We start from the raw sequence: 24342 nt of genomic DNA, 5'->3' as shown, positions 1-24342 counted from the left end.
TTGAGATTTTCTGCACCATCACGTTGCAATCTCAGCCACAGGGTGTCCGCCGTGACAACAGGTATCCAGGCCCTGCTCGCCTTCCTGCCGATCCTGGTGGCGGGGGTGATGCTGATCGGTCTGCGCTGGCCCGCGCGCCGCGCCATGCCGATCGTCTATATCCTCACCATCGCCATCGCCCTTGGGTTGTGGGGGGTCAGCGTCAACCGGGTGATCGCCTCCACCCTTCAGGGGCTGATCCAGACCGCCGGCCTGCTCTGGATCATCTTCGACGCGATCCTGCTGCTCAACACGCTGAAATATTCCGGCGGCATCGCCGCGATCCGCTCGGGTTTCGCCGCCATCAGCCCCGACCGGCGGGTTCAGGTGATCCTGATCGCCTGGCTGTTCGGATCGTTCATCGAGGGCGCATCAGGCTTCGGCACGCCGGCCGCCGTGGCGGCCCCCTTGATGGTGGCGGTGGGCTTTCCGGCCGCGGCGGCGGTGGTCTTCGGCATGATGATCCAGTCGACGCCGGTCTCGTTCGGCGCGGTGGGCACGCCGCTGATCGTCGGCGTCCAGACCGGGCTCGACCGGGCGGCACTGGATGCGCGCCTGCTGGCCGAAGGGTCGGGCTGGGAGGACTTCTTCCGGCTGATCACCTCGGAAGTGGCGATCCTGCATGCGATCTGCGGCACGCTGATGCCGCTGTTCCTGATCATGGTGATGACCCGCTTCTTCGGCCGCAACAGGTCATGGACCGAAGGCCTCTCGATCCTGCCCTTCGCGATCTTCGCGGCCTTTGCCTTCACCATTCCCTATATGCTGGCCGGCGTGTTCCTGGGCGCCGAATTCCCGTCGCTGCTGGGGGGGCTGGCCGGGCTGGCCGTGGTGGCGATGGCGGCCCGCGCAGGCTTTCTGATCCCGCGCGACCGCTGGGATTTCGCCCCGCCCGCCGAATGGCCCGAGGGCTGGATCGGCCGGATCGAGATCCGGCTCGACCAGATCACCGCCCGCCGGATTCCGGTGGCCCTGGCCTGGGCACCCTATGTCCTGCTCGCGATCATCCTGGTGGTCAGCCGCACGGTGCCCGCGGTTGGCGATGCGCTCAAATCGGTGACCTTCGCCGCCCGTGGCATCCTGGGCGAGACCGGTATCAACGGCGATTTCGCGCTGCTTTATCTGCCGGGCGGCATTCTGGTCATCGTCTGCCTGGCGACGCTCGTCCTGCACCGGATGGCGATGGGCGATTTCGGCCGCGCGGTCCGCGACAGCGCCGGCACCCTCGCCGGCGCCGGCTTTGTGCTGATCTTCACCGTGCCGATGGTGCGGGTGATGATCAATTCGGGCGTCAATGCCAATGATCTGGCCAGCATGCCGGTCACCATGGCGCGTTTCGTCGCCGACAGCATGGGCCATGTCTATCCGCTGTTCGCACCCGCCGTCGGCGCCCTTGGCGCCTTCCTCGCCGGATCGAACACGGTGTCGAACCTGATGCTCAGCCAGTTTCAGTTCAGCGTTGCCGAACTGCTGGGCCTGTCGGGCGCGCTGATGGTGGCCGGCCAGTCGGTGGGGGCCGCCGCCGGCAACATGATCGCCATCCACAACGTGGTTGCGGCATCCGCCACCGTCGGCCTGCTGGGCCGTGAAGGCTCGACACTCAGGATCACCATTCTGCCGACGATCTATTATGTGCTGCTGACCGGCGTTCTACTGCTGCTGGGGTTCCATGGTCTGGGGCTCGGCGATCCGCTGGTCGGTGCCACCGGCTGACCGGCATCGCGCGGCGGGGCTGACGAGGCCGTGGCAGCGATGGCATGATAAGGCCGACAAGCCCTCTGCCCCCGGCTGCGCCATCCCGCAGCGGCCGGCCATGAAAGCCCGGATCATGCTTGCCCGCCTCCGCCGATCAGCCGCTGCCGGCGCGATCGCCGCCCTGTTCGTCGCCACGGCCGCCATGGCGCAGCCGGCGCCCGGCGGGGCGCCGTCGATGACCGACGGCCGTGCCGCGCCGGAAGCCGCGACCGGCCGTGCCGCCGCCCGCGCGCCGGTCGTCACCACCCGCACCATGGTTGTGGCCGCCCATCCGCTGGCGGTCCAGGCGGGGCGCGCGGTCCTGGCCGAAGGCGGCAGTGCCGCCGATGCCGCCATCACCGTGCAACTGATGCTGAACCTGCTGGAGCCGCAATCCAGCGGCATCGGCGGTGGCGCCTTCGTGCTCTATCACGATGCGATGACCGGCCGCCTTACCACTCTGGACGCGCGCGAGACCGCCCCGGCCACCGCCGGCCCGGACCTGTTCCTCGGCCCCGATGGCGAACCGATGAGCTTCCGCGCGGCCGTGCCCGGCGGGCGATCGGTCGGCGTGCCCGGCGTGCCGGCCCTGATCCACGCGCTGCATGAGACATATGGCCGCCTGCCGCTCGCCCGACTGTTCGCGCCGGCGATCGCGCTGGCCGAAGCGGGTGTGCCGGTCTCGCCACGGCTGGCCGGCCTGCTCGCCGACCCGCGTTATTCGGCATCGCTGCGCGCCGATGCCGCCGCGACCGCCCATTTCTATCCCGGCGGTACGCCGGCCACGGCCGGCATGCTGCTGCCCAACCCGGCCTTTGCCGAAACCCTGCGGCTGATGCGCGACCAGGGCCGTGCCGCCGTCTATGGCGGGCCGGTGGGTGCCGATATCGTCGCCGCCGCCGCAGGCCGGGCCGACAATCCCGGGCGCATCGCGGAAGGCGATCTTGCCGCCTATCAGGTGATCGAGCGCAGCCCGGTCTGCGTGCCCTATCATCAGCACAGGGTCTGCGGCATGGGGCCGCCATCCTCGGGCGGGCTTGCGGTCGGCCAGATCCTGGGGCTGTTGGACCGCCTGCCATTGCAGGCCGACAAGGGGCCGCTCGCCCTGCCCAACGTCACCCTGCTGGCCGAGGCCTCGAAGCTCGCCTTCGCCGACCGCGACCGCTGGGTGGCAGACCCGGATATGGTCGACGTGCCAACCGCGGGGCTGCTCAATCCGGTCTATCTGGACGCCCGCGCCCACAGCATCGAAGCCGGGCGGGCGATGGATGTGCCGGCGCCATCGGGCATGCCGCCCGGCGCCCGCTCACTGGCGATGGCCGCCGACCCCGGCCGCCACGAGAACGGCACCTCGCACATCTCGATCGTCGACGGCAGCGGCAATGTGCTGTCGATGACCACCAGCATCGAGGGCGCCTTTGGATCGGGCGTGTTCGTGCGCGGTTTCCTGCTCAACAATCAGCTCACCGATTTCTCGTTCCGGCCCGAGATCGATGGCCGACCGGTGATCAACCGGGTCGAGCCCGGCAAGCGGCCGCGCAGTTCCATGGCCCCCACCATCGTCTATGACGGCGACCAGCGCCCGGCGATCGTCGCCGGGTCGCCCGGTGGCAGCCGGATCATCGGCTATGTCACCGGCGCACTGACCGCGATGATCGACCACGGGCTGGACCCGCAGGCGGCGGCGGAACAGCCGCATGTCCTGAACCGCAACGGCCCCACCGAGATCGAGGCCGGCACCGCGGCCGAGGCGCTGATCCCCGCCCTGACCCTGATCGGCGACGACACCGCCACGGCCGAGATGACCAGCGGCCTGAACCTGATCCGCATCAACGCCGATGGCAGCCTGACCGGCGGATCGGACCCGCGCCGCGAAGGCATCGCCGCCGGTGACTGAGTTGATGACAGATCCCGACATGCCGACCAGCCCCGCCCTGCATGTCGACATCCGCCACGGCGACCTGCCGGCACCCCCATCGGCCGCGCCACGCGATCAGGGGCCGCTGATCCGGATCGAGGATGATCTGTCGATCCGGATCGCCAGCCCGATCGGCGGCGCCTGCCATCTGGACGCCGCCGGCCGCAGGGTGACCTTGAACCTCGCCGGTGCGACGGATGTCGCCGCCGCCCGTCAGATCCTTCTCGCCGACATGCTGCCCGGCCAGCTCTGTCATCGCCGGGGGCTGCTGCCGTTTTCGGCATCCGCGGTCGATATCGGCGGCCGGGCCGTGCTTGTCACCGGGGTATCCGGGCGCCGGTAAATCCATGGTTGCCGCAGAACTGATAAGCCGCGGTCACCGCCTTGTCGCCGATGGGGTGTTGGCGATATCGACAGGGCCCCGACCGGCCTCCGGCACAAGAGCTCTGGTGCTTCCCGGCATCCCGGGGCTGACCCTGCGTGAAGATGCCGCCGCCCGCCTGACGGGGCAGGCCGGCGACCGCACGCCCGGCCCGGCGGCTGCGCACCGGCCTGCCACGCGACCGACACTATCCATCAGAGTAGACCGGGCCATCAGGGCAGACCGGGGCGTCCCTGCCGCTCGCCGCGATCTTCCATCTGTATCAGACCCATGCCGGCCCGCCTCTGGACCTGACGCCCGTTCGCGGCATGGCGGCCTTCACCGCCCTGGAAACCAGCATCCGGCAATTGCAGGAAGGCCGGATCCTGCGCCAGCCGCAGCAGATATTCGCCGCGCTCTCTACCCTGCTCGGGCAGGTCTCCGTGTTCGTGCTGCATCACCGTCGCGACTGGTCGGCGCCCGTGATCATCGCCGACCGGATCGAGGCCATGATGTCGGATCGGCGCGCGTCATGACGGCGCATCCGCATGTCACGGATGGACCCGGCTTCGTCTGGGTCGTCGCCTATCCGAAATCCGGCAGCACCTGGCTGCGGCTGGCGCTGTGGAGCCTGCGGCACCAGGGGGCCACGCCCGAGTTCCAGGTGCTCGACCAGGGTTGGATGACCATGGCCAGCAACCGGTCGATCTTCGATCGCAGCCTCGGCCTGGACAGCGCGGCACTGACCGAGGACGAGATATCGATGCTGCGTCCGGCGGCCTTCGCCCGGCAGGCAGCGCTGTCGCCCCAGCCCCAGCTGCGCCGCACGCACGAGGCCTGGACATGCACGCCCGACGGCCGGCCGGTGTTTCCCAATGAACACACACGCGGCATCATCTATCTGGTTCGCGACCCGCGCGACCTGGCGATTTCCAACGCCTATCACTGGCGGATCGATATCGATGCGGCGATTGCGCTGATGGCCAAGGCCGACGCCGCTCTCGATGCCGGTGGTACCACCATGTATACCCAGTTGCGCCAGCCCCTCGGGCCCTGGGCGGATCATGTCGAAAGCTGGACCACGGCGCGGGGTGTCCCCTGCATGGTGCTGCGCTATGAGGACATGCTCGCCGATCCCCATGACGCCTTCGGCCGGGCCGCTGCCTTCCTCAACTGGCCGGCCGATGCGGCAACCGTCGAGGGCACGGTACGCGGCACCCGCTTTGACCGCCTGCAGGCAGCCGAGGACAGGACCGGCTTTGCCAACGCTGTGGCGCCCGACCAGCGGTTCTTCAGACGTGGCCGCGCGCAGGCTTGGCGTGGCGAATTGAGCCCGTCCCAGGTGGCGCGGATCGAGGCCCGCCACGGTGCCGTCATGACCCGTTTCGGCTATCTGTGATCGATCGGCCGTCGAACGAGCCGCCACGGACAGGGCACGTGTTTTGCGACTGCGCTCGGCGGCGATTTTGGGTTACGGTCGTTATCACCTGCAATCACGGCGTCGGCCTGGAAGCGCCCGACCACGGCAGCGGAAGATTGACGCCGCATATGCAATCGATCCCATGGAGGCCATCCAGATGACCCACGTCAAGCTGCCCCGCGACACCGGCAAGACCCGCGCATGCTGGCGGAAGCCCCGCCTCACCAGCAAGGCAATGTCCGAGACTGCCGTTGGCAGCACGCCCAGCAGTGACGGCAAGACCGCATACTCCTGATCCGTCTCCAGGTCAGCCGGCCGATCAGGCCACACGGCCGGCCAGAACATCAGGCACCGGCCCGCCGGTCAGCCAGTCGGCCAGCTCCACCGTATGAACGAAGCAGGCTTCGGGCATATGGTTGGCGATCTGGGTGAGGCAGCCCAGATTGCCGGCCGCCACCACCGTGGCACCGGTACGGCGCAGGTTGTCGGCCTTGCGCGCGCCCAGGCGCCCGGCCAGTTCCGGTTGCAGCATGTTGTAGGTGCCGGCCGATCCGCAGCAGATATGCGGCTCCATCGGCTCACGCGGGGTGATGCCCAGGCGTTTCAGCACCTCTTTCGGCACGTCGCGGATCTTCTGGCCGTGCTGCAATGAACAGGCGGCATGATAGGCGACCGGCATATCCGCCGGCATCTGGCGCTGAGGCACAAGCTCCAGCCCCGCCAGCACCTCGGTGATGTCGCGGGTCAGTGATGCGATCCGCGCGGCCCGGTCGGCGTAATGGCCGTCGCCGGCCAGAAGATGGCCGTAATCCTTGATCGGCGTGCCGCAGCCTGATGTCGTGACCACGATCGCGTCCAGCCCGCCGGCGGATGCGTCATCGGCAAGCCGCGCCCAGGCCGAGACATTGCGCCGCGCCTGATCGCGCGCCCGATCGACCAGCCCCATATGCTGTACCAGCGCGCCGCAGCAACCGGCGTCCCGTGCCACCACCACCTCGATACCATGGCGGGTCAGCACCCGGATGGCGGCGGCGTTGATCCCCGGCGCCAGCACCTGCTGGGCGCAGCCCGCCAGCAGCGCCACCCGGCCCCGGCGTTCACCCAGGGCCGGCCAGATCTGCGGCCGGTCGGTGTCGGCGGGGGGCGGCACGGTATCGGGCATCAGCGCCATCATCGCGGTCAACTCCGGGCGCAGGCCCGCGACCAGCAGATCCAGCCCCAGCCGGCGGGCGATGGCGCCGCCGATCAGCGCGGCGCGAAAGCGGCGCGGATAGGGCAGCAACCGTGCCAGCAGGCCGCGCAGCAGCCGTTCCGGCAGCGGCCGGGTGTAGGTGTCGGCGATCCGCACCCGCGCCAGATCGGACAGGTGCATGTAATCCACCCCCGACGGGCAGGTGGTCATGCAGGCGAAGCAGCCAAGGCAGCGGTCGACATGCCGGACGATATCGGCATTGGCCGGCTCGCCGCGTTCCAGCATGCCCTTCATCATATAGATCCGGCCGCGCGGACTGTCGCGTTCGTCGCCCAGTTCAAGAAACGTCGGGCAGGTCGCGGTACAGAAGCCGCAATGCACACAGCGCCGCAGGATGGCCTCTGCCTCGGCGGTTGCCGGATCGGCCAGTTGTGCGGCGGAAAAACTGGTCTTCATGGCTGCCCCCCATTCGCCGCGCTGATATCGGCACCGATATCGGAGGCCCGCATCCGCCCCGGGTTGAACAGGCCATGCGGGTCGAAGCCCGCGCGCACCCGCTCGCTCAACCGCGCAAGCACAGGCGGCTCAGGCTCGAACACCGCCACCCGCCGGCGCAGGATATCGGACCCGCGCAGCAGCGTGGCATGGCCACCGCCCTGCGCCGCGACCGCCTGCCGCAGATGCCCGGCACCGCCATCGCCGCCGGTGCCTTCGGGCAGGGCCACCCAGACCAACCCGCCACCCCAATCAATGAAGCCGCGCGCGTCATCACACGCCAGCGCCGCCGCCAGTACCCGCGCCCCCGATGCCGGCGGCACCGACAGCCGCCACACCGCCTCACCCGCCTGCGGGTTCAGAATCCCGGCCACCTCGGCGATGCGCCGCCACAGCGGACGGGTGGCCCCGGCCGCCAGAACTCTGGTGCCGGCGGCCCCGATCCCGGCATCGCCCGCGCGCGCGATCCGGTCGGCCAGCGCCCCGTCCGGCCCCTCGAAGCGGATCAGCAACACGCCCTCCGCCGCCTCTGTCAGATCACCCGCCAGCGCCGCCGGCAGCCAGGCCAACCCGGTCGGCTCAAGCGGTCCGATCTGCAGGCGGGTCATGGCGGTAACCGCGGTATCGGCCGGCGCCGGCACCACCAGCGTCACAATATCCTCAGGCGCCGGCAGCACCTTCAGGGTCAGTTCGGTCATCAGCGCCAGCGTGCCGAAACTGCCGGCGATCAGCTTGGGCAGATCGTAACCGGTGACGTTCTTCACCACCTTGGCGCCGGCCTTGAACCGCTCGGCGCGGCCGCTGATCGCGCTGAAGCCCAGCAGATGATCGCGGGCGCCGCCGGCGCGGATCCGCCGTGGCCCGGCCATGCCGGCCGCCACCGTGCCGCCGATGGTCGCCCCGGCGCCATCATCGGCCCCGCACAGGGCCGCGAGGCCCGGCGGCTCGAAGGCCAGCATCTGGCCCCGTGCCGCCAGCAGCGCCTCCACCTCGGCCAGCGGTGTCCCCGGCCTCAATGTCAGCATCAGTTCCTCGGGCTGATAATCGATGATGCCGGCCAGTCCCGACAGATCCAGCATGGCCGGCGCCACGACCGGCCGGCCGAATCCGGCCTTGCTGCCGCCGGCATGGATGGCCATCGGCCGTCCCGTCTTCACGGCGTCGATCACCATCGCCAGAAGCCCGGCCTCGTCATCGGGCCGCAAATGCGCGCATCCGGTCTCCATGGGCTCAGAACCTCGGCAGATGGGCATGGGGCAACTGGCCCTTGTGGACATGCATCCGGCCCAGTTCCGCGCAGCGATGCAGGGTCGGGAACACTTTGCCCGGGTTCAGCAGGCCATCGGGGTCGAAGGCGCATTTCAGCCGCTGCTGATGGGCCAGATCGGCCGCGTCGAACATCTCGCCCATCAGATCGCGCTTCTCGATGCCTACGCCATGCTCGCCGGTCAGCACGCCGCCCAGACGCACACAGGCCTTCAGGATTTCGGCCCCGAACGCCTCCGCCCGGTCGAGTTCGCCCGCCGCATTGGCATCATACAGGATCAGCGGATGCAGATTGCCGTCGCCGGCATGAAACACATTGGCGCAGCGCAGCCCATAGGTCCGGGTCAGCCCGGCGATGATCTCCAGCATCTCTGGCAGCCGGCCGCGCGGGATGGTGCCATCCATGCAGTAATAATCGGGCGAGATGCGCCCCACCGCCGGGAAGGCCGCCTTGCGACCAGCCCAGAACCGCTGGCGTTCAGCCTCACTCCCGCTCTCCCGCAATGTGCTGGCGCCGCAGTCGCGGGCGATGCCGGCCACCCGCGCGATCAGCGCCTCGACCTCAGGCCCCGGTCCATCCAGTTCGGCGATCAGCAGCGCCTCGACATCCAGCGGATAGCCGGCATCGCAGAAGGCTTCCGCCGCGTGGATCGCGTCGCGATCCATCATCTCAAGCCCCGCCGGCACGATGCCGGCGCCGATGATCCGGGCGACACAGGCGCCGGCATCGGCCACAGCCGGAAAACCGATCAGCAGGGCACGCACCGTCTCAGGCCGGGGCAGCAGGCGCACCGTCACCTCGGTCACCACCCCCAGTAGCCCTTCCGATCCGGTCAGCACGCCCATCAGGTCATAGCCGCCGGCATCCATATGCCGGCCGCCCAGCCGCACCACGCTGCCATCGATCAGCACCACCTCCAGCCCCAGAATATTGTTGGTGGTGACACCGTATTTCAGGCAGTGCACGCCGCCGGCATTCTCGGCGACATTGCCGCCGATCGAACAGGCGATCTGGCTGGACGGGTCGGGCGCGTAATACAGCCCATGGGCGGCGACGGCGGTGGTGATCGCCAGATTGGGCACGCCGGGCTGAACCACCGCGCAGCGGTTGTCCAGATCGATGTCGAGGATCCGGTTGAACCGCCCCAGCCCCAGCAGCACCCCGTCGGCCAGGGGCAGCGCCCCGCCCGACAGCGAGGTGCCGGCGCCGCGTGGCACCACCCGGATGCCGCGGCGGCCGCAGATCCGCATCACCGCCGCCACCTGGGCGGTATCGGCCGGCAGCACCGCCACCATCGGCTTCTGGGCATAGGCGGTCAGGCCATCATTCTCGTATGCCTCCAGCCCGGTCTGATCGGCGATCACCGCCGCCGGTCCCAGCAGCGCCGTCAGTTCGGCGATCAGATCCTCGCGCTGGGCAAGAGAGGCCGCATCGGGGGCTGGCATATGCATCGGTGCCGTCTCCTCAAGGGCGCGCATACGCACGCTGCATCAGGCATCAGGTGCATCAATATAGGCGCCCGTCACCCGGCTGACACGCAAAACAACCGGAACGCAAAACGGCCGCGATCCGAAGATCGCGGCCGTTTTGTTCGATCACGCCCGCCACACATGATGTGCGGCGGCGTCATCACAAGTCCGGCGCAGTGCCGGCAGATCCGAAAGACGGATCAGCCCTGGCGGCACTTCATGCGCGGGTTGGACTTGTTGATGACGAAAACGCGGCCCTTGCGGCGCACGACGCGGCAGTTCTTGTCGCGCTTCTTGGCGCTCTTCAGGGAGTTGATCACCTTCATCGGTCTGGTTCCTCGCGGGTTCACGCGCCCTTGGGCACTGCCCCGGGCTCCTCCTCAGGCGAAAAGTGGGCGGAGGATATCGACGGCCCCCTGCCCTGTCAACGCGGAACCGCCCTTGATCGCATGATGGTGGCGATGCCACGCGCGGGCAGGACGGTCAGCGCCCGACCCGCCTGGCATAGACGCGATAGACCTTCAGATGGCCGCGCTCGATCAACGTGGCGCGGCAGGCCCACATCTCAATCTCTTTCAACAGGGCGCGTCGGAAGCCGCGGGTCATGTTGCCGCCCTCAAGCCGGCGGGCGAAATCCGCCCAGCCACGCCGGATCAGCCGGTGCATCAGCTCGCTGATGTCGTCGCGGATCCGAACATCCAGCTTCAGCGCCTCCATCGCCTCCATGGCGTCGTCGAGGCTCCACGGCTGAGGCGTCACCGGCTCCACCCCGGCCCACAGCCGCAGGTCCGGAATGACATAGCCGGACTTCGGCAGCATATAGTCGGTGAACAGCAACTGGCCCGATGACGGCTTCAAGGCGCCGGCCAGATCGCGGATCAGCTTGGGCTTGTCGGGCAGCACGAACAGGGCCTCGCGGCTGATCACCGCGTCATAGGCATTGGGCTTCAGCTTGCTTTCAACCGCATCGAAGTGCTGCACCGGTGCCTTGCGGCCAAGTCCAGCCCGGTTAGAATAGTCGTTGCCCCGCTCGGCCAGCAGCGGATCGGGCTCATACCCCGTCACCCAGGCATTGGTCTGGGCCACGATCGCACGCGGCACGCCGCCAAGGCCCGCGCCCAGATCCAGCACCTGCATCGAACTGTCGAGCCCCAGCGGCCGGATCAGCTCGTCGACCAGTTCGGGGCCGCCCGGCTGAATGAAGCCCTCGCCCCACAGATGCTCGGCAACCGTGATCCGGTCGGTGGTCCAGAGCGGCCCCTTGCTGCGCTTGCCGACCACCGAATTGTCGTCCGGTGGCGGATCGACCAGATTGACCAGGTCAAGGATCGGCAGTACCGGGGTCGGGGCGGGCAAAGCCAGGACCGGTTGATTGCGCTTTTGCCACCAGCCGAGGAAGCGTTGCCGCAATCCGGGCCGTGAGGGCTTCCGCCGCGCTGATCGTCGCGCCATGCGTCACTGGGTCTCCGTGCCTGTCATCTGCCCCGTCCCGGCCACCATCCCTGGCGGCACCGACAGCATAGACGCCGAAGGGCGGTCCACTCAATCGCGGACCGCCCTTCCATCGCACAAGAACATGTGCGCCGCCACCTGCAAACGCGGCGATCATGGCCGGTGACCGGCCATCCCTGCCTTGAAGGCTACAACTGTGCGGCCAGTTCCTCCTTCTTGACCTTGCCGGTCGCCGTCATCGGCAGGGTCTCGACGATCCGGAACTCCGGCACCTTGTAGATCGCCATGGATTTGCGGCACCAGGCGTCCAGCACATCGGCGGTAATGCCCTCGGCACGGTCCGGATCCAGGCGCACGAAGGCCACCGGCACCTCGCCTTTGTCGGCATCGGGACGGCCGATCACGGCGCTGCCGGCAATCGCCGGATGCTGGCCCAGCAGGGTCTCGATCTCGGACGGGAACACGCTCATGCCCTTGACCTTCAGCATCTCCTTGCGCCGGCCCAGATAGCGGAAGCTGCCATCGGGCTCGACCACACCGATATCGCCGGTGCGCAGCCAGCCGCCGGCGACCAGGCTGTCGGCCGTCGCCTGCGGCTTGTTCAGATAGCCCTTCAGCAGCGACGGACCGCGGATCAGCACTTCGCCCTCGACCCCCAGATCCTTCAGGACGCCGGTCTCGAAATCGCAGATCTTGATCTCGGTGCCCGGCACCGGGAAGCCGCAGAACACCGGCGCCGATTTCAGATCATAGTCATCGGTCTGCATGCCGGTGGTGAAGGTGTCGGAGGTATGGGTCTCGGTCATGCCATAGGACGTCTCGCGCAGCACCAGCCCGGTGAGGTCGCGCCAGCGGCGGCGGAATTCGGGGTTCAGCTTCTTCACAAACGAGATGGTGGTGGTCGATTTCAGCGACGACAGATCGCGCGTGGCGATATCCGGCCGGTCCATCAGCTCGACGATGTTGTCCATGATCATCGAGGCGCGGCTGACCTTGCAGCGCTCGATCGCCGCCAGCACCGCCTCGCCATCCCAGCGCGCCAGCAGCACCATGGTCGATCCGGTGAACACCGGCAGCAGCACGCCCAGATTCTCGCCCGCGATCCAGAACACCGGCAGGAAGTTCAGCAGCACGTCGGTCTCGTCGCCCGGTGACACGAAGCTGGCCGATGCGGCCGAAGTATAGACCATGTCGCGCTGGGTGTGGATGCAGCCCTTGGGCATACCGGTGGTGCCGCCGGTATAATTAATCGCCGCCCAGTCATCCAGCTTCGCCACATGATCGGGCCTGCGGCCGGTTTCGGCGTCCAGCACCTCGATCAGCCGGCCATCGGCGCCGGGGCAGTCGCGGGGGGCCGCGAACAGGCCCGCGGGCGGCGGCAGCAGCGGTTCGCCATCCGGCGCCATATCGGCAAAGGACGTGACATACACTCGTTCCAGCGACGTCCTGCCGCGCACCGCCTCGACCAGCGGATACAACTGGTCCAGCACCACGATCAACCTTGCGGCGGTGTCGTTCAGCTCATAGGCCAGCTCCAGTTCCTTGAACATCGGGTTGACCGGCACATGGATGCAGCCGGCCTTCAGGATGCCGTAGAACGCGATCAGGAATTGCGGGCAGTTGGGCAGGAACACCGCCACCCGGTCGCCGGGCTTGAAGCCCAGCGTCGCCAGATGGGCGGCGAAACGATCGGACAGCCGGTCCAGATCGCCGAAACTCAGCACCCGGCCATAGAAATTGATCGCCGGCTTGTCCGGGTTGGCCTGGGCACGCCGGGTCAGATAGTCGCTGATCGGGATCTCGCCCAGCGGATACTGCGCCGTGCGGGGCAGGCCTTCCGGCCAGCGGGCGGCACGCAGGGCCGCGACATGGGCGAGATAGGCGTCTTCATCCGCGAAGCTGGTCTGAACGGGGCCGGTCTGAACGGCTTGGGCTTCAGCAGCGGTGGACGTGGGCATCAGGGCCTCCGGGGACGGCAATCGAGTCTTGTCGACGGCGGCATCATACCACCGCCAATGGCAAAGCACGCCACACACACCCGAACACGCATCCGCGCCAGAGGGTTCCTGTGGGCGTTTCGGCTCCCGCGCAGCGGCTGTCCGTCATCTCCTGGCGAATGCGGTGGGATGTGCCAGACACATCGCCCCCACACCCGGACCCTCGGTGGCAGATCGCACCGCGCGCAGGACAAGTGAACCATCGCCCCCGGCGTAATTCAAACGTTTATTTGATTGCGCTGAAACCATCGCTCATAATTCGGGCGAAACAAGAATGATTCCGTCTGGAGCATGGCCAGGGCGCCCTCCCCCGGTGGCCCGCCGCCAGCCCTGCGGGACGATGGAGGCATACGCGAAGATGAGCTGGGAACCCGAGATCGAGGAACTGCGCCGCCGCCAGCAGATGGCCGGCCAGATGGGCGGTGCCGACAAGGTCGCCCGCCACCACGCCAATGGCAAGCTGACGGTGCGCGAACGGGTGGCAAGCCTGCTCGACCAGGGCAGTTTCAACGAAATCGGCTCGGTCAGCGGCCGCGGCAGCTATGACGCCGATGGCAATCTGCTGGACCTGTCGCCGGCCAATTTCATCTATGGCCGCGGCCGCATCGATGCCCGCCCGGTGATGGTTGGCGGCGATGATTTCACCGTGCGCGGCGGCGCCGCCGATGCTGGCATCTTCGAAAAGCAGGTCCAGTGCGAGAAGATGGCCAATGAGTACCGGATGCCGCTGGTCCGGCTGATCGACGGCACCGGCGGCGGCGGTTCGGTGAAGTCGTATGAGAGCATCGGCCACACCTATGTTCCGGCCAATCCGGGCTGGGACATCGTGGTCGCCAATCTGGCAACCGTGCCGGTGGTGTCGCTGGCCCTGGGGTCGGTGGCCGGGCTCGGTGCCGCGCGCACCGTCGCCAGCCATTATTCGCTGATGGTGAAGGACATCTCGCAGATGTTCATCGCCGGCCCCGCCATCGTGGCTCGGGCGGGCGAGACCCTGACCAAGGAGGAACTGGGCGGGGCCATGATCCACGCCAAGGCCGGCGCGATCGACGACGTGGTCGATAGCGAGGAAGAGGCTTTCGCCCGCACCCGGAAATTCCTGTCCTATCTGCCGTCCTCGGTCGACGAATTACCGCCGCGCACGGAACCGGTGGACGATCCCGCCCGCCGCGACGACTGGCTGATCAAGGCGGTGCCGCGCGAACGCCGCCGGGTCTATGACATGCGCCGCATCGTCCGCTCGGTGGTCGATACCGACAGCTTCTTCGAGATGGGGAAGATGTTCGGCCGCTCGGCGATGACCGGTCTGGCCCGGATCGACGGCTGGCCGGTGGCCGTGCTGGCCAGCGACCCGTATTTCTATGGCGGCGGCTGGACGGCCGATACAGCACAGAAGGTGGTGCGCTTCGTCGATCTGGCCGATACCTTCCATCTGCCGGTGGTGCATCTGGTCGATATTCCAGGGTTCCTGATCGGCCTGGATGCCGAGAAGACCGCCACCATCCGCCATGGCGCCCGCGCGCTCTCGGCTGTCTATCAGGCCCGGGTGCCGTGGTGCACGATCGTGGTGCGGCGCGCCTTCGGCGTCGCCGGCGCCGCGATGACCAACCACACCCGCGCCCGCTTCCGCTATGCCTGGCCGTCGGGCGACTGGGGCTCGCTGCCGATGGAAGGCGGCATCGAGGTCGCCTATCGCGCCGAACTCGACAGGGCCGAGGCGGCGAACCCCGAAGGCGGGCGCGAGGCGCTGATGGCCGAGATCACCGAGCGGCTGGAACGGGTGCGCTCGCCCTTCCGCAGCGCCGAGGCGTTCTCGATCGAGGAGATCATCGACCCGCGTGATACCCGTGCCCGGCTGACGGAGTTCGCCAATCTGGCGGCACCGCTGCGCAAGCCCGGCTTCCGTTCGGCCGGCTTCAGACCCTGACCGCCCGGCTTCCGGCCCTGACGGCCCGGCCTCTGGAAAGCCGCCGTCACTGAACTTTCGCGGATGTGGCCGCAGGTCAACCCGCGACGTTTGGCCCTGGCCTCGCCATATACTGTATCCACGACCCCCGGATGATGCCTGCCGCGCAGCCGGCAGCATCCGGGGCTCCCCTTCAGTGGATACGGAGCCCCATGGACCAATCCCACCTGCGCGGCTGCCTGGAGTTCATCCGGCAGACCGAAAAGCTCAAAGACGTGCTGCGCAATTCCCACACCGCCACCGGCCGCCATGAAAGCACGGCGGAACACACCTGGCGGCTGTGCCTGATGGCGATGCTGTTTGCCCCTGACCTTCCGGGCATCGATCCGGCCCGGCTGTTGAAGATCTGTCTGGTGCATGATCTGGGCGAGGCGATCAGCGGCGACATTCCAGCCATTCATCAGACCGCCGGCGACGACAAGGCCCACCGCGAGCGCCAGGATCTGATCACCCTGCTGGAACCGCTCGATCCCGATCGTCGTGCCGAGTTCCTGGCCCTGTGGGACGACTATGATGCCGCCGCCTCGCCTGAGGCCCGTATCGTCAAGGGCCTCGACAAGCTTGAGACCATCATCCAGCACAATCAGGGCCTCAACGCCCCCGATTTCGACCACCGCTTCAATCTCGACTATGGCCGCCGCTATACCGACGCCCATCCCCTGCTCGCCAGCCTGCGCCGGCTGGTCGATGAAGACACCCGCCGCCGCATCGACGGCTGAACCGCGCCCGCCCCGGCCTGTTCACCATGCCGGCGCCAGCACCGCATCGACCATCGCCAGCAACGCCGCCGCATCGGCCCCGTCACAAGCCTGAACCGACATGCCCTGGATGACCGCGCCATACAGCCGGGCCAGGGCCATGGCATCGGTGCCGGCCGGATATTCACCGGCGGCGATGCCCTGGCGGATGCGGTCGGCGATGGCCTCGATCGTGGCCCGGCGCAGGCGTGCCGCTTCCGCCGCGACCGCCTGATGGTCGGGCGCCGCGGCGACCAGGGCGGTCGATATCAGGCAGCCGGCCGGATGGCTGCCATCGGTGAAGGCAAGCGCGGTTTCCCGCAGCAGGCGCGCGATCGCGCCACGCGCGGTGGGCTCGCCTTGCAGCGCCGCCATGGTGAACAGGCCGGGGCCAGTGCGGTACAGCGCCAGCACCTCGCGATACAGGGCCTCCTTCGATCCGAAGGCGGCGTACAGGCTGGGCGGCGTGATGCCCATGGCCGCGGTCAGATCGGCGATCGAGGTTCCCTCATAGCCGCGTTCCCAGAACAGCCGCATCGCTGTGGCCAGGGCCGCGTCGCGATCGAAGCCGCGCGGCCGGCCGCGACCGGCGCGGCCGGTGGCCGGCGGGCTCTGAGCATTTTTCATAGCGATCCCTAAATAAATGATTGCGGCGCCTGCCTGCCCGATTATTAATATAGCGACTGCTAATTAAATGGAGAAGCGCCATGCGCATGATCTCGTCCGCGGCGGCCACCGCCGCGGTGATGCTGCCGCTCGCCCTGAACGCGGCCGGGGCAGCCATGCCCGCCATCGCCGATCCTGCCCTGGCCGGCCGGCTGGATGCAGTGGTCGATGCGGCGGTCGCCGAGGGGCGGATCGCCGGTACCGTGGTTCTGGTCGCCCGTGACGGCCGGCTGGTCTATCACCGCGCGGCCGGGCATCTGGACCGCGAGGCCGGCATCCCGATGCCCGAGGACGCGATCTTTCGCTTCGCATCGGTCAGCAAGCCCTTCGTTGCCACCGCCGTACTGGCCCTGGCCGATGCCGGGACCGTGGCGCTGGATTCGCCGGTGACGCGTTACCTGCCCGGGTTCCGGCCGCGTCTTGCCGACGGCTCGGCGCCGGTGATCACGCTCCGCCACCTGCTGTCTCATACCTCCGGGCTCAGCTATGGCTTTTTCGAGACGGCAGATGGCCCCTATCACCGTGCCGGTGTCTCGGATGGCATGGATCAACCGGGGCTGTCGCTGGCCGACAATCTCGACCGGCTGGCCTCGGTGCCGCTGGTCTTCGCACCCGGCACGGGCTGGCGGTATTCGCTCGGCATAGACGTCGCCGGTGCCGCGATCGCCGCCGCCACCGGCGAACCGCTGCCCGATCTGGTCCGGCGGCTGGTGACGGCGCCGCTGGGCGCCACCGATACCGGCTTCAGCGTTGCCGATGCAGCCCGGCTGGCGGTGCCCTATGTCGACGGCGTGCCGGTGCCGCGACGCATGGCCGAACACGAGGATCTGGCCTTCGCGGCCAGCGCGATCACCTTCGCGCCCGACCGCGCCCTCAACCCCGATGCCTGGCCGTCGAGTGGTGCCGGCATGGCCGGCACGGCAGCCGACGTTCTGGCATTGCTGGAGGCGATCCGCCAGGGCGGTGCGCCGGTGCTGACATCCGCGGGTGCCCAGGCCTTCACCAGCCCCGCCACCGGCGACCTGCCGATCGACGTCACCGGCCCGGGCTGGAGCTTCGGGCTCGGCGCTTCGGTGCTGACCGATCCGGCCCTGGCCGGCAGTCCGCAAAGCCCCGGCAGCTGGAGCTGGGGTGGTGTCTATGGCCATAGCTGGTTCGTCGATCCGGTCCGCAAGCTGGTGGTGGTGGCCATGACCAACACCACCCTTGCCGGCATGACCGGCGCCTGGCCCGATGCGCTGCGCGACGCGGTCTATGCCGCCGGCGACTGATCGCCCCCCGGATCGATACCAAGGCCGGCGACGCCGACCGTCCGCCGCACCACGTCATCGATGCTGTCGCCAGCATCGATCGCCAGCCGCTGATCGATGATCAGACAGGCCAGCCCGTGAACGATGGCCCAGCGGGCACGGGCGAGGTCGCGCGGAATACCGGCGGTGAGCTGCGCATGGGCGCGCGCCGCCGCCGGTTGCAACCGCGCCTTCTGCCCCGCATCCATCGGGCCGAACATCAACCGGAACAGGCCAGGGTTCCTGCGGGCAAAGCCCACATAAGCCACGGCCTGCGCCAGTGATCGGCCATCAGCATCAACCCCGGCCGCTGTCAGGGCATCCGCCAACCGGTCGAACCCCTCGGCGGCCAGTTCCGCCAGCAGCGCCTCGCGGTTGTCGAAATGGCGATAGGGCGCCATGGCCGACACACCGGCGCGGCGCGCCACCTCGCGCAGTGCCAGCCCGCCATGGCCGTCTTCCTCAAGCACAGCATGGGCCGCGGCGAGCAACCGATGCCGCAGATCAGCCGTTTGATCGGTTCGGTTTTTTTCCATTGACCCCATCGGATGCCGGCCTACTGTTTACAGTGTAAACAATCCGCTACCCCATGGCCATCGGTCGATGGTCCAGCCTTCTGATGCGGGATGAACCGATCCGATGCTCACCGTCCATCATCTGAACAATTCCCGGTCGCAACGCGTGCTCTGGCTGCTGGAAGAGCTGGGCGTGCCTTACGAGATCAAACCCTATCAGCGTGATCCTGAAACCATGGCGGCGCCGGCATCGCTGAAGGCCATCCACCCGCTGGGCAAGTCACCGGTGATCACCGACGACGCCGGCGCGCTCGGCCAGGTGACGATCGCCGAGACCGGCGCGATCATCGACTACATTCTGGACCAGTATGGCGATGGCCGCCTGATCCCGCCGCCCGGCACTCATGACCGCCTGCGCTGGCGCTATTGGACGCACTACGCCGAAGGCTCGGCCATGCCGCTTCTGGTCATGAAGCTGGTGTTGAAAGCCTCGGCCACCAAAGCGCCGGCGCTGATGCGGCCGATGGTCCGGCCGGTGGTGGGCGCCATCCTGAAGGCCTTCGTCGACCCTCGGCTTGCGACGCATCTGGACTTCTGGGAAGGCGAGCTGGGCCGCAGCACCTGGCTTGCCGGCGACAGCTTCACCACCGCCGACATCATGATGAGCTTCCCGCTCGAAATCGCCGGATCGCGGATCGATTTCGGCAGCGGCAAGCCCAATGTCGACGGCTTCGTGCGCCGCATCCATGAACGCCCCGCCTATGTCCGCGCGCTGGAACGCGGCGGCCCTTATGCCTATGCCGACGGCTGACCGGGCCGCTCGTCGACGCCCTCGGCCAGCCGTGTCCGCAAGGCGGTCTTCAGCACCTTGCCGTAATTGTTCTTAGGCAGAGCATCGACGAAGACATAGCGCTTGGGGCGCTTGAACCGGGCGATCCTGTCCAGGCACAACCGGTCCAGCGCCGCCGCATCGATGCCCTCGCCATCCGCCACGACGAAAGCCACCACCACCTCGCCCCAATCGGCGTCGGCGGCACCGATCACCGACACCTCGGCCACGGCCGGATGATCCAGCAGCACCTCCTCAACCTCGCGCGGATAGATGTTGCTGCCGCCCGAGATGATCACGTCCTTGGACCGGTCCTTCAGCGTCAGATAGCCCTGCGCATCCAGCGCGCCCATATCACCGGTGAACAGCCGGCCGTCGCGCAGCGTCCGGGCGGTGGCATCGGGATCGCGCCAGTAACCGGCCATCACGCTGGGGCCGGCGGCAGTGACCTCACCGGTCTCGCCTACGGGCAGCGGCCGGCCGCTCTCGTCGACCACGCTGACATCGACCAGCCATTGCGCCGGGCCGGCCGATGCCAGCCGGGCGCGGCCGGCCTCGTCATCAGGCTGAAGATGAGCGTCGCGGCCAAGGGCGGTGATGGTCATCGGGCTTTCGCCCTGGCCATAGATCTGGGCCAGACGCGGCCCCAGCCGGGCCAGCGCCGCGGTCTTGTCGGCCAGATACATCGGCGCGCCGCCATAGATGATGGTCTTCAGGCCCGGCAGCGGATCGTCGCTGTCCGCCACGGCCGGATGGTGGATGAAGCGATGGACCATAGTCGGCGCCGCGAACATCGACACCCGTCGGTGGCGGTCGAACAGCCGCACCAGTTCCTCGGGCTCGAAGCCGCGGCTTTCCGGAATGATCTGCCCGGCCGCCTGTGCCACGTGCGGAATGATGTACAGCCCGCTGCCATGGCTCATCGGTGCCGCGTGCAGCACCCGGTCGCCGGGCAGAACCGGATCGACGTCGATCAGATGGCAGGCGGTCATGGCCAGCAGATTGGCGTGGGTGAGCATGGCACCCTTGGGCCGGCCGGTGGTGCCGCTGGTATAGAACAGCCAGGCCAGATCATGCGGGCTCACCGGCGCCTGGGCCAGCGGATCGCGTGCCACCAGCCGGGCGTAATCGGCATCATCGACCGACAGGATGCGGGGTGCCGACGTGATCGCGCCCGCGGCCATGCCCACGGTGGCGGCAAGCTTGCCGTCGGTGAACACCACCGCCGCCCCGGAATGCTCCAGGATGTAGGCGATTTCGCGGGCATGCAGCTTGGCATTCACCGGCACCGCCGCCAGCCCCGCCCGCCAGCAGGCGAACAGGATCTCGACATAGGCAGGATCGTTGCTCATCGCCACGGCCACCCGGCTGCCGGGGATCAGCCCCAGATGATGGCGCAGACCATGCGCCAGCCCGGCCGCCCGTCGCGCCAGGGCGGTGTGATCGGCCACCACCACATCGCCGCGGATCAGTGCCGGCAGGTCGCCATGAAGGTTTGCGGCACGGGTGAGCAGATTGCCGAGATGCATGAACGTCGCGTCCTTCCGTGGTGGCGGCCGTGGCGGATCAGGCTAGCGCAGGCGGGACCGCGCGTCGATCCGGCGGCGCATCATACGGAACCCTGCCGCGATGCAGCACAAGAGAGCGGATTGGCTTATGGAGAACGCGTTATTTCAAACGTTCAATTGACGCCTTGGAAATTTTAACGTAGACAGAAGCTGCGCTTGCGAAAGGATCGGTCAGGAAACACGGCATACACTGCCGGAAACTGCCCGTCCCCTGCAAACGCCCCCTGATGACACGGCATTCGGCGGCGCACGCTGCGTCTCCCCGGCAGATACGCCGCCGTAGCTCATCCGTGGCCGGTCCCCCTCCTCCCCCCTTGAGTGAGCGGACACGGATGCAGTCCTGGACGCCCGGCCATCTGGCCCGGGCGTCCATTTTTTTGGGGGGAAACATCACACGCGATCAGGCGATCGGCGCCGTCAGGCCCGCAACCCGCACGCTGCCGCCGGGTTCGGCATCGAAGGTCGCGCGGATCAGGCTGGGCCGGCCCATATCCTCGCCCTGGACGATTTCGATCATGCCGGCCTCCAGCCAGTGGATCTCGCGCAGATAGCCCGCAAGGGCCGCGGCGGCCGCGCCGGTTGCCGGGTCTTCATAGGCGCCGCCGATGGCGAAGAAATTGCGGGCGTGGAAGCGGGTATCGGTTTCGGCGTGGATGAAGCTGAAGGTCACCAGCGACTGTTCGGCCTGAAGTGCCGCCCCGCGCGCGAAATGATAGCCCAGTTGCGACAGGCGGCGCCGCGATGCCAGCGCCACCACCATATGATTGGCCCCGCCATGGATCAGCCGCACCGGCAGGCGATGGTCCAGATCGGCGGCGGTCAGGCCGAATTCATCCAGCACCGCCCGGATATAGCCGTCGGGCAACAGGCGCGTGCGGGTGGGTGGTGATTGCAGGGCGGCGGCCCAGCCCGTGTCGCCGGCGGCCATCGCCTCCACCGTGATCCGCGCATGGTTCAGTGCCAGCGGATAAATCCCGGCGCCGAACCGCCGGCCCAGGGCCGCACCCAGCGCGATGGTGGCATGACCGCAGAACGGCACTTCCTGCCGGGGCGCGAAATAGCGCACCCGCCACCCGTCATCGAGCGGCAGCAGGAAGGCGGTTTCCGAATAGCCGAGGCCGCTTGCCACCGACAGCATCCGCGCCTCATCGGGCATACTGTCCACGAACACGACGCCGGCAGGGTTACCACCGGCGGCACCCTGCGCCGCATCGGGGGTGAAGGCCGAGATCTTCATGATGTCCATGCGCAGCTATCCTCATCCTCAACCGGGCGGCCCGGCATCCGTCATGTTCTGGGTCACACCGTATGGGCGTGACACTTGCCCCACAATCGGAATAGTGTCATGGAACACTTTAGCGCATGTCATCGCACAGACAGGACAGTTCCACCGATGCGCCAGCCTTCCCCCTGGTTCCCCCGGATCGCCGAGGGCACGGCCCCCTTGTTCGAGCGGCTGGTGACGGCCCTGGCCGACGATATCGTCCAGGGGCGGGTGGCGCCTGGCGACCGGCTGCCACCGCATCGCGAACTCGCCTGGGCGCTGGAGATCGGCCTTGGCACCGTCACCCGTGCCTATGCGGCCCTGGAACGGCGCGGGCTGGTCAAGTCGGTTCATGGCCGGGGCATGTTCGTGGCTTTGCCGGCCGCCCCCGAACCGGCGGTGGTGGATCTGTGCATCAACGCGCCGCCGCGGCTGCTCGACACCCCCTTGCTGCAGGCCACGCTGAGCCGGCTGGCGGCCCGGTTGGATGCCGCCGATTTCAGCCACTACGCCCCGGCCGCGGGCAGTCCTCAGCAGCGGGCGATGATGGCGCGCTGGCTGGCGGAAGACCGCCTGCAGACCACGCCCGATCAGGTGCTGCTGTGCAATGGCGGCCAGCATGCGCTGTCGGTGGCCGTCGCCACCGCCTGTCGGGGCGGCGCGCCGGTGTTCACCGAGGCACTGACCTATCCTGGCATGATCACCATCGCCCGCCATGCCGGGTTCGACCTGCATGGTGTGGCGCTGGACGACCAGGGCATGCGCGCCGATGCGCTCGACCGGGCGCTCCACGATCATCGCCGGGCCGGCGGCGGCGGACCTGCCGGCGGGCGGCCGGTGGTCTATGTGACGCCGGTGCTGCACAACCCCACCGCCCGCAGCATGGATAGCGCCCGCCGGGCCGCCATCGTCGCGGTCTGTCGCACCCATGACGCGCTGATCATCGAGGATGACGTCTATTCGGTCTTCGCCGAACCGGACATGCCGCCATTGGCGGAACTGGCGCCAGAGCGCTGTTTCTATGTCACCGGCCTGTCGAAATGCCTGAGCCCGGGCCTTCGGATCGGCGCCCTGGTCGCGCCGCGATCGCTGGCCGATGCCGCCCTGTCGGCACTGGCCGCCGGCAGCACCATGGTCGGGCCGCTGAACTGCCTGATCATGGAAGACTGGTTCGCCGACGGCACCGCCCGCATGCTTGCCCGGGCGATCCGTGGCGAAAGCCGAACCCGCAGCGCGCTGGCCCACCGCCTGCTGCCAGGCCGGATCAGCCCGACGGTGGCGCCCGGCTTCCATGTCTGGCTGCCGATGGCGCCGGCCGCCGCCGAAGCCCTGGCACTGGCCGCCGCCGCCCGCGGCATCCGCGTCACCCCGCCCTCGGCGCCGGTGGTCGATATGCAGGTCGCGGGCAAAGGCGGCCTCCGCCTGTGCCTGGGTGGGCCATCGATCGAGGCATTGACCGGCGCGCTCACCACCCTTGCCGGCCTGATCGGCAGCGATCATGGCGACAGTCGGGCCGCAGATCCGGTCTATTGAGCGCCACCGGCCGGTGGCGGGCGGAACACGGCGGCAAAAAATCCTGCCGCCGCGCCACAGATGGCGATATCTCACCGCCCGCGCGGCATGGTACATGAAAGACGACGTCGCCCTCCGGCATCGATCCGCCGCCCCTGGCCTGGGTCAGGTGCGGCCGCGCTCCGGTCGCCTCGTGCACCAAAAGTCGCCGTCCCTGCCGACCCCGCCGCATTGGCGGTGCGTGGCGACAGGTGCCGCCGATACCGCGCAGACCATCGACACCCTGTCTGAAGATATCCCGGACACCCTGCCCGCAATGCTGCCGCCATCCAGTCCGGCGCACATGGCCGTGGCACCCGTCCGCACACCCCCTGCCAATCGGGAGACGACACATGGCGAAGGGCGACCAGAAGAGCAATCGTGAAGCCCGCAAGCCGAAGAAGGAAAAGCCCAAGGCTCCGGTCGGCATTTCCAGCTTCAAGCCCGAGCAGAACCAGAAGAACGCGGCGCTGTTCGGCGGCGCCAAGAAGAAGTAAACCGCGAGACCGCGTGCGAGGGAGGTCCGACCCGGATATATTCTGGCCCGGATATATTCTGGCCCGGATATATTCTGGCCCGGATATATTCTGGATCGGGCCTCCCTATTCTGATCCAG

The 24342-nt window shown here is 68.2% G+C and carries 22 protein-coding genes; 12 read left to right on the top strand and 10 right to left on the bottom strand.

Features of this window, described 5'->3' with window-relative positions:
- The first annotated feature begins 51 nt into the window (after window positions 1–51).
- The 6 genes from IEW15_RS00145 (at window position 52) to IEW15_RS00120 (ending at window position 5767) form a co-directional block, all read left to right on the top strand.
- A complete protein-coding gene (locus tag IEW15_RS00145; RefSeq protein ID WP_188573929.1) occupies window positions 52–1752 on the top strand; it encodes an L-lactate permease in 1701 nt (566 codons plus the stop codon).
- 115 nt (window positions 1753–1867) lie between these two features.
- Window positions 1868–3670, top strand: coding sequence for a gamma-glutamyltransferase (gene ggt, locus IEW15_RS00140; protein ID WP_188573928.1), 1803 nt, complete (start codon window positions 1868–1870; stop codon window positions 3668–3670).
- Between the two features lie 4 nt (window positions 3671–3674).
- On the top strand, window positions 3675–4034 hold the full coding sequence (locus IEW15_RS00135; protein WP_188573927.1) for a hypothetical protein: 360 nt from the start codon (window positions 3675–3677) through the stop codon (window positions 4032–4034).
- Between the two features lie 347 nt (window positions 4035–4381).
- Complete coding sequence (locus IEW15_RS00130) at window positions 4382–4588, top strand: hypothetical protein (RefSeq protein ID WP_188573926.1); 207 nt, start codon at window positions 4382–4384, stop codon at window positions 4586–4588.
- Entirely contained in the window at window positions 4585–5451 is an 867-nt protein-coding gene (locus IEW15_RS00125; RefSeq protein ID WP_188573925.1) for a sulfotransferase domain-containing protein, read from the top strand. Before IEW15_RS00130 ends, IEW15_RS00125 begins: the two co-directional genes overlap by 4 nt.
- 178 nt (window positions 5452–5629) lie before the next feature.
- The gene (locus IEW15_RS00120) at window positions 5630–5767 is read left to right on the top strand and encodes a hypothetical protein (protein WP_188573924.1); all 138 of its coding nucleotides are present in this window, start codon (window positions 5630–5632) and stop codon (window positions 5765–5767) included.
- A 24-nt stretch (window positions 5768–5791) separates the two neighbouring features.
- Here IEW15_RS00120 and glcF read toward each other — a convergent pair whose 3' ends face one another.
- The 6 genes from glcF to IEW15_RS00090 all read right to left on the bottom strand — a co-directional run bounded on the left by glcF (window position 5792) and on the right by IEW15_RS00090 (window position 13305).
- Window positions 5792–7120, bottom strand: a complete 1329-nt coding sequence (gene glcF, locus IEW15_RS00115; protein WP_188573923.1) for a glycolate oxidase subunit GlcF — start codon at window positions 7118–7120, stop codon at window positions 5792–5794.
- Window positions 7117–8385 carry a glycolate oxidase subunit GlcE gene (gene glcE, locus IEW15_RS00110; protein WP_188573922.1) on the bottom strand — a complete coding sequence of 423 codons (1269 nt, stop codon included), beginning with the start codon at window positions 8383–8385 and terminating at the stop codon, window positions 7117–7119. The genes glcF and glcE overlap by 4 nt, the downstream gene beginning before the upstream one ends.
- 4 nt (window positions 8386–8389) lie before the next feature.
- Complete coding sequence (locus IEW15_RS00105; RefSeq protein WP_188573921.1) at window positions 8390–9877, bottom strand: FAD-linked oxidase C-terminal domain-containing protein; 1488 nt, start codon at window positions 9875–9877, stop codon at window positions 8390–8392.
- Between the two features lie 218 nt (window positions 9878–10095).
- Window positions 10096–10221, bottom strand: a complete 126-nt coding sequence (gene ykgO / locus IEW15_RS00100) for a type B 50S ribosomal protein L36 (RefSeq protein ID WP_188573920.1) — start codon at window positions 10219–10221, stop codon at window positions 10096–10098.
- A 157-nt stretch (window positions 10222–10378) separates the two neighbouring features.
- Window positions 10379–11347: a class I SAM-dependent methyltransferase gene (locus IEW15_RS00095; RefSeq protein ID WP_188573919.1), complete on the bottom strand. Its 969-nt coding sequence runs from the start codon at window positions 11345–11347 to the stop codon at window positions 10379–10381.
- 188 nt (window positions 11348–11535) lie between these two features.
- Window positions 11536–13305, bottom strand: coding sequence for an AMP-binding protein (locus IEW15_RS00090; protein ID WP_188573918.1), 1770 nt, complete (start codon window positions 13303–13305; stop codon window positions 11536–11538).
- A gap of 397 nt (window positions 13306–13702) precedes the next feature.
- On the opposite strand from IEW15_RS00090, the gene IEW15_RS00085 reads away from it, so the two are divergent.
- Both IEW15_RS00085 and IEW15_RS00080 read left to right on the top strand, forming a co-directional pair.
- Window positions 13703–15268 (top strand): acyl-CoA carboxylase subunit beta, encoded by a 1566-nt coding sequence (locus IEW15_RS00085; RefSeq protein ID WP_188573917.1) that lies wholly within the window; start codon window positions 13703–13705, stop codon window positions 15266–15268.
- Between the two features lie 191 nt (window positions 15269–15459).
- Window positions 15460–16026: an HD domain-containing protein gene (locus IEW15_RS00080; RefSeq protein WP_188573916.1), complete on the top strand. Its 567-nt coding sequence runs from the start codon at window positions 15460–15462 to the stop codon at window positions 16024–16026.
- Window positions 16027–16047: 21 nt separating this feature from the next.
- Here the strand turns inward: IEW15_RS00080 and IEW15_RS26430 are convergent, their stop codons facing one another.
- Window positions 16048–16671, bottom strand: a complete 624-nt coding sequence (locus IEW15_RS26430) for a TetR/AcrR family transcriptional regulator (protein ID WP_188573915.1) — start codon at window positions 16669–16671, stop codon at window positions 16048–16050.
- A gap of 80 nt (window positions 16672–16751) precedes the next feature.
- On the opposite strand from IEW15_RS26430, the gene IEW15_RS00070 reads away from it, so the two are divergent.
- Entirely contained in the window at window positions 16752–17981 is a 1230-nt protein-coding gene (locus IEW15_RS00070; RefSeq protein WP_188573914.1) for a serine hydrolase domain-containing protein, read from the top strand.
- Here IEW15_RS00070 and IEW15_RS00065 read toward each other — a convergent pair.
- Entirely contained in the window at window positions 17963–18490 is a 528-nt protein-coding gene (locus tag IEW15_RS00065) for a TetR/AcrR family transcriptional regulator (protein ID WP_229707706.1), read from the bottom strand. The two genes, IEW15_RS00070 and IEW15_RS00065, sit on opposite strands and share 19 nt — an antisense overlap.
- Window positions 18491–18638: 148 nt before the next feature.
- Here IEW15_RS00065 and IEW15_RS00060 point away from each other — a divergent pair, with 148 nt between their 5' ends.
- Entirely contained in the window at window positions 18639–19325 is a 687-nt protein-coding gene (locus tag IEW15_RS00060; RefSeq protein ID WP_188573912.1) for a glutathione S-transferase family protein, read from the top strand.
- On the opposite strand, the gene IEW15_RS00055 is transcribed toward IEW15_RS00060, so the two are convergent.
- The gene (locus IEW15_RS00055; RefSeq protein WP_188573911.1) at window positions 19310–20872 is read right to left on the bottom strand and encodes an AMP-binding protein; all 1563 of its coding nucleotides are present in this window, start codon (window positions 20870–20872) and stop codon (window positions 19310–19312) included. The genes IEW15_RS00060 and IEW15_RS00055 overlap by 16 nt on opposite strands.
- 439 nt (window positions 20873–21311) lie before the next feature.
- A complete protein-coding gene (locus IEW15_RS00050; protein WP_188573910.1) occupies window positions 21312–22157 on the bottom strand; it encodes a PhzF family phenazine biosynthesis protein in 846 nt (281 codons plus the stop codon).
- A 147-nt stretch (window positions 22158–22304) separates the two neighbouring features.
- Between IEW15_RS00050 and IEW15_RS00045 the strand changes: the two genes are divergently transcribed.
- Window positions 22305–23708, top strand: a complete 1404-nt coding sequence (locus IEW15_RS00045; RefSeq protein ID WP_188573909.1) for an aminotransferase-like domain-containing protein — start codon at window positions 22305–22307, stop codon at window positions 23706–23708.
- A gap of 371 nt (window positions 23709–24079) precedes the next feature.
- Window positions 24080–24223, top strand: coding sequence for a hypothetical protein (locus IEW15_RS00040; protein ID WP_188573908.1), 144 nt, complete (start codon window positions 24080–24082; stop codon window positions 24221–24223).
- The last annotated feature ends 119 nt before the right edge of the window (window positions 24224–24342 follow it).

The organism is Tistrella bauzanensis (assembly GCF_014636235.1).
In the GTDB taxonomy this organism is placed as follows: Bacteria; Pseudomonadota; Alphaproteobacteria; order Tistrellales; family Tistrellaceae; genus Tistrella; species Tistrella bauzanensis.
Note: the sequence above shows the minus strand (reverse complement) of the source record. Positions and strands in the feature narration are given on the sequence as shown.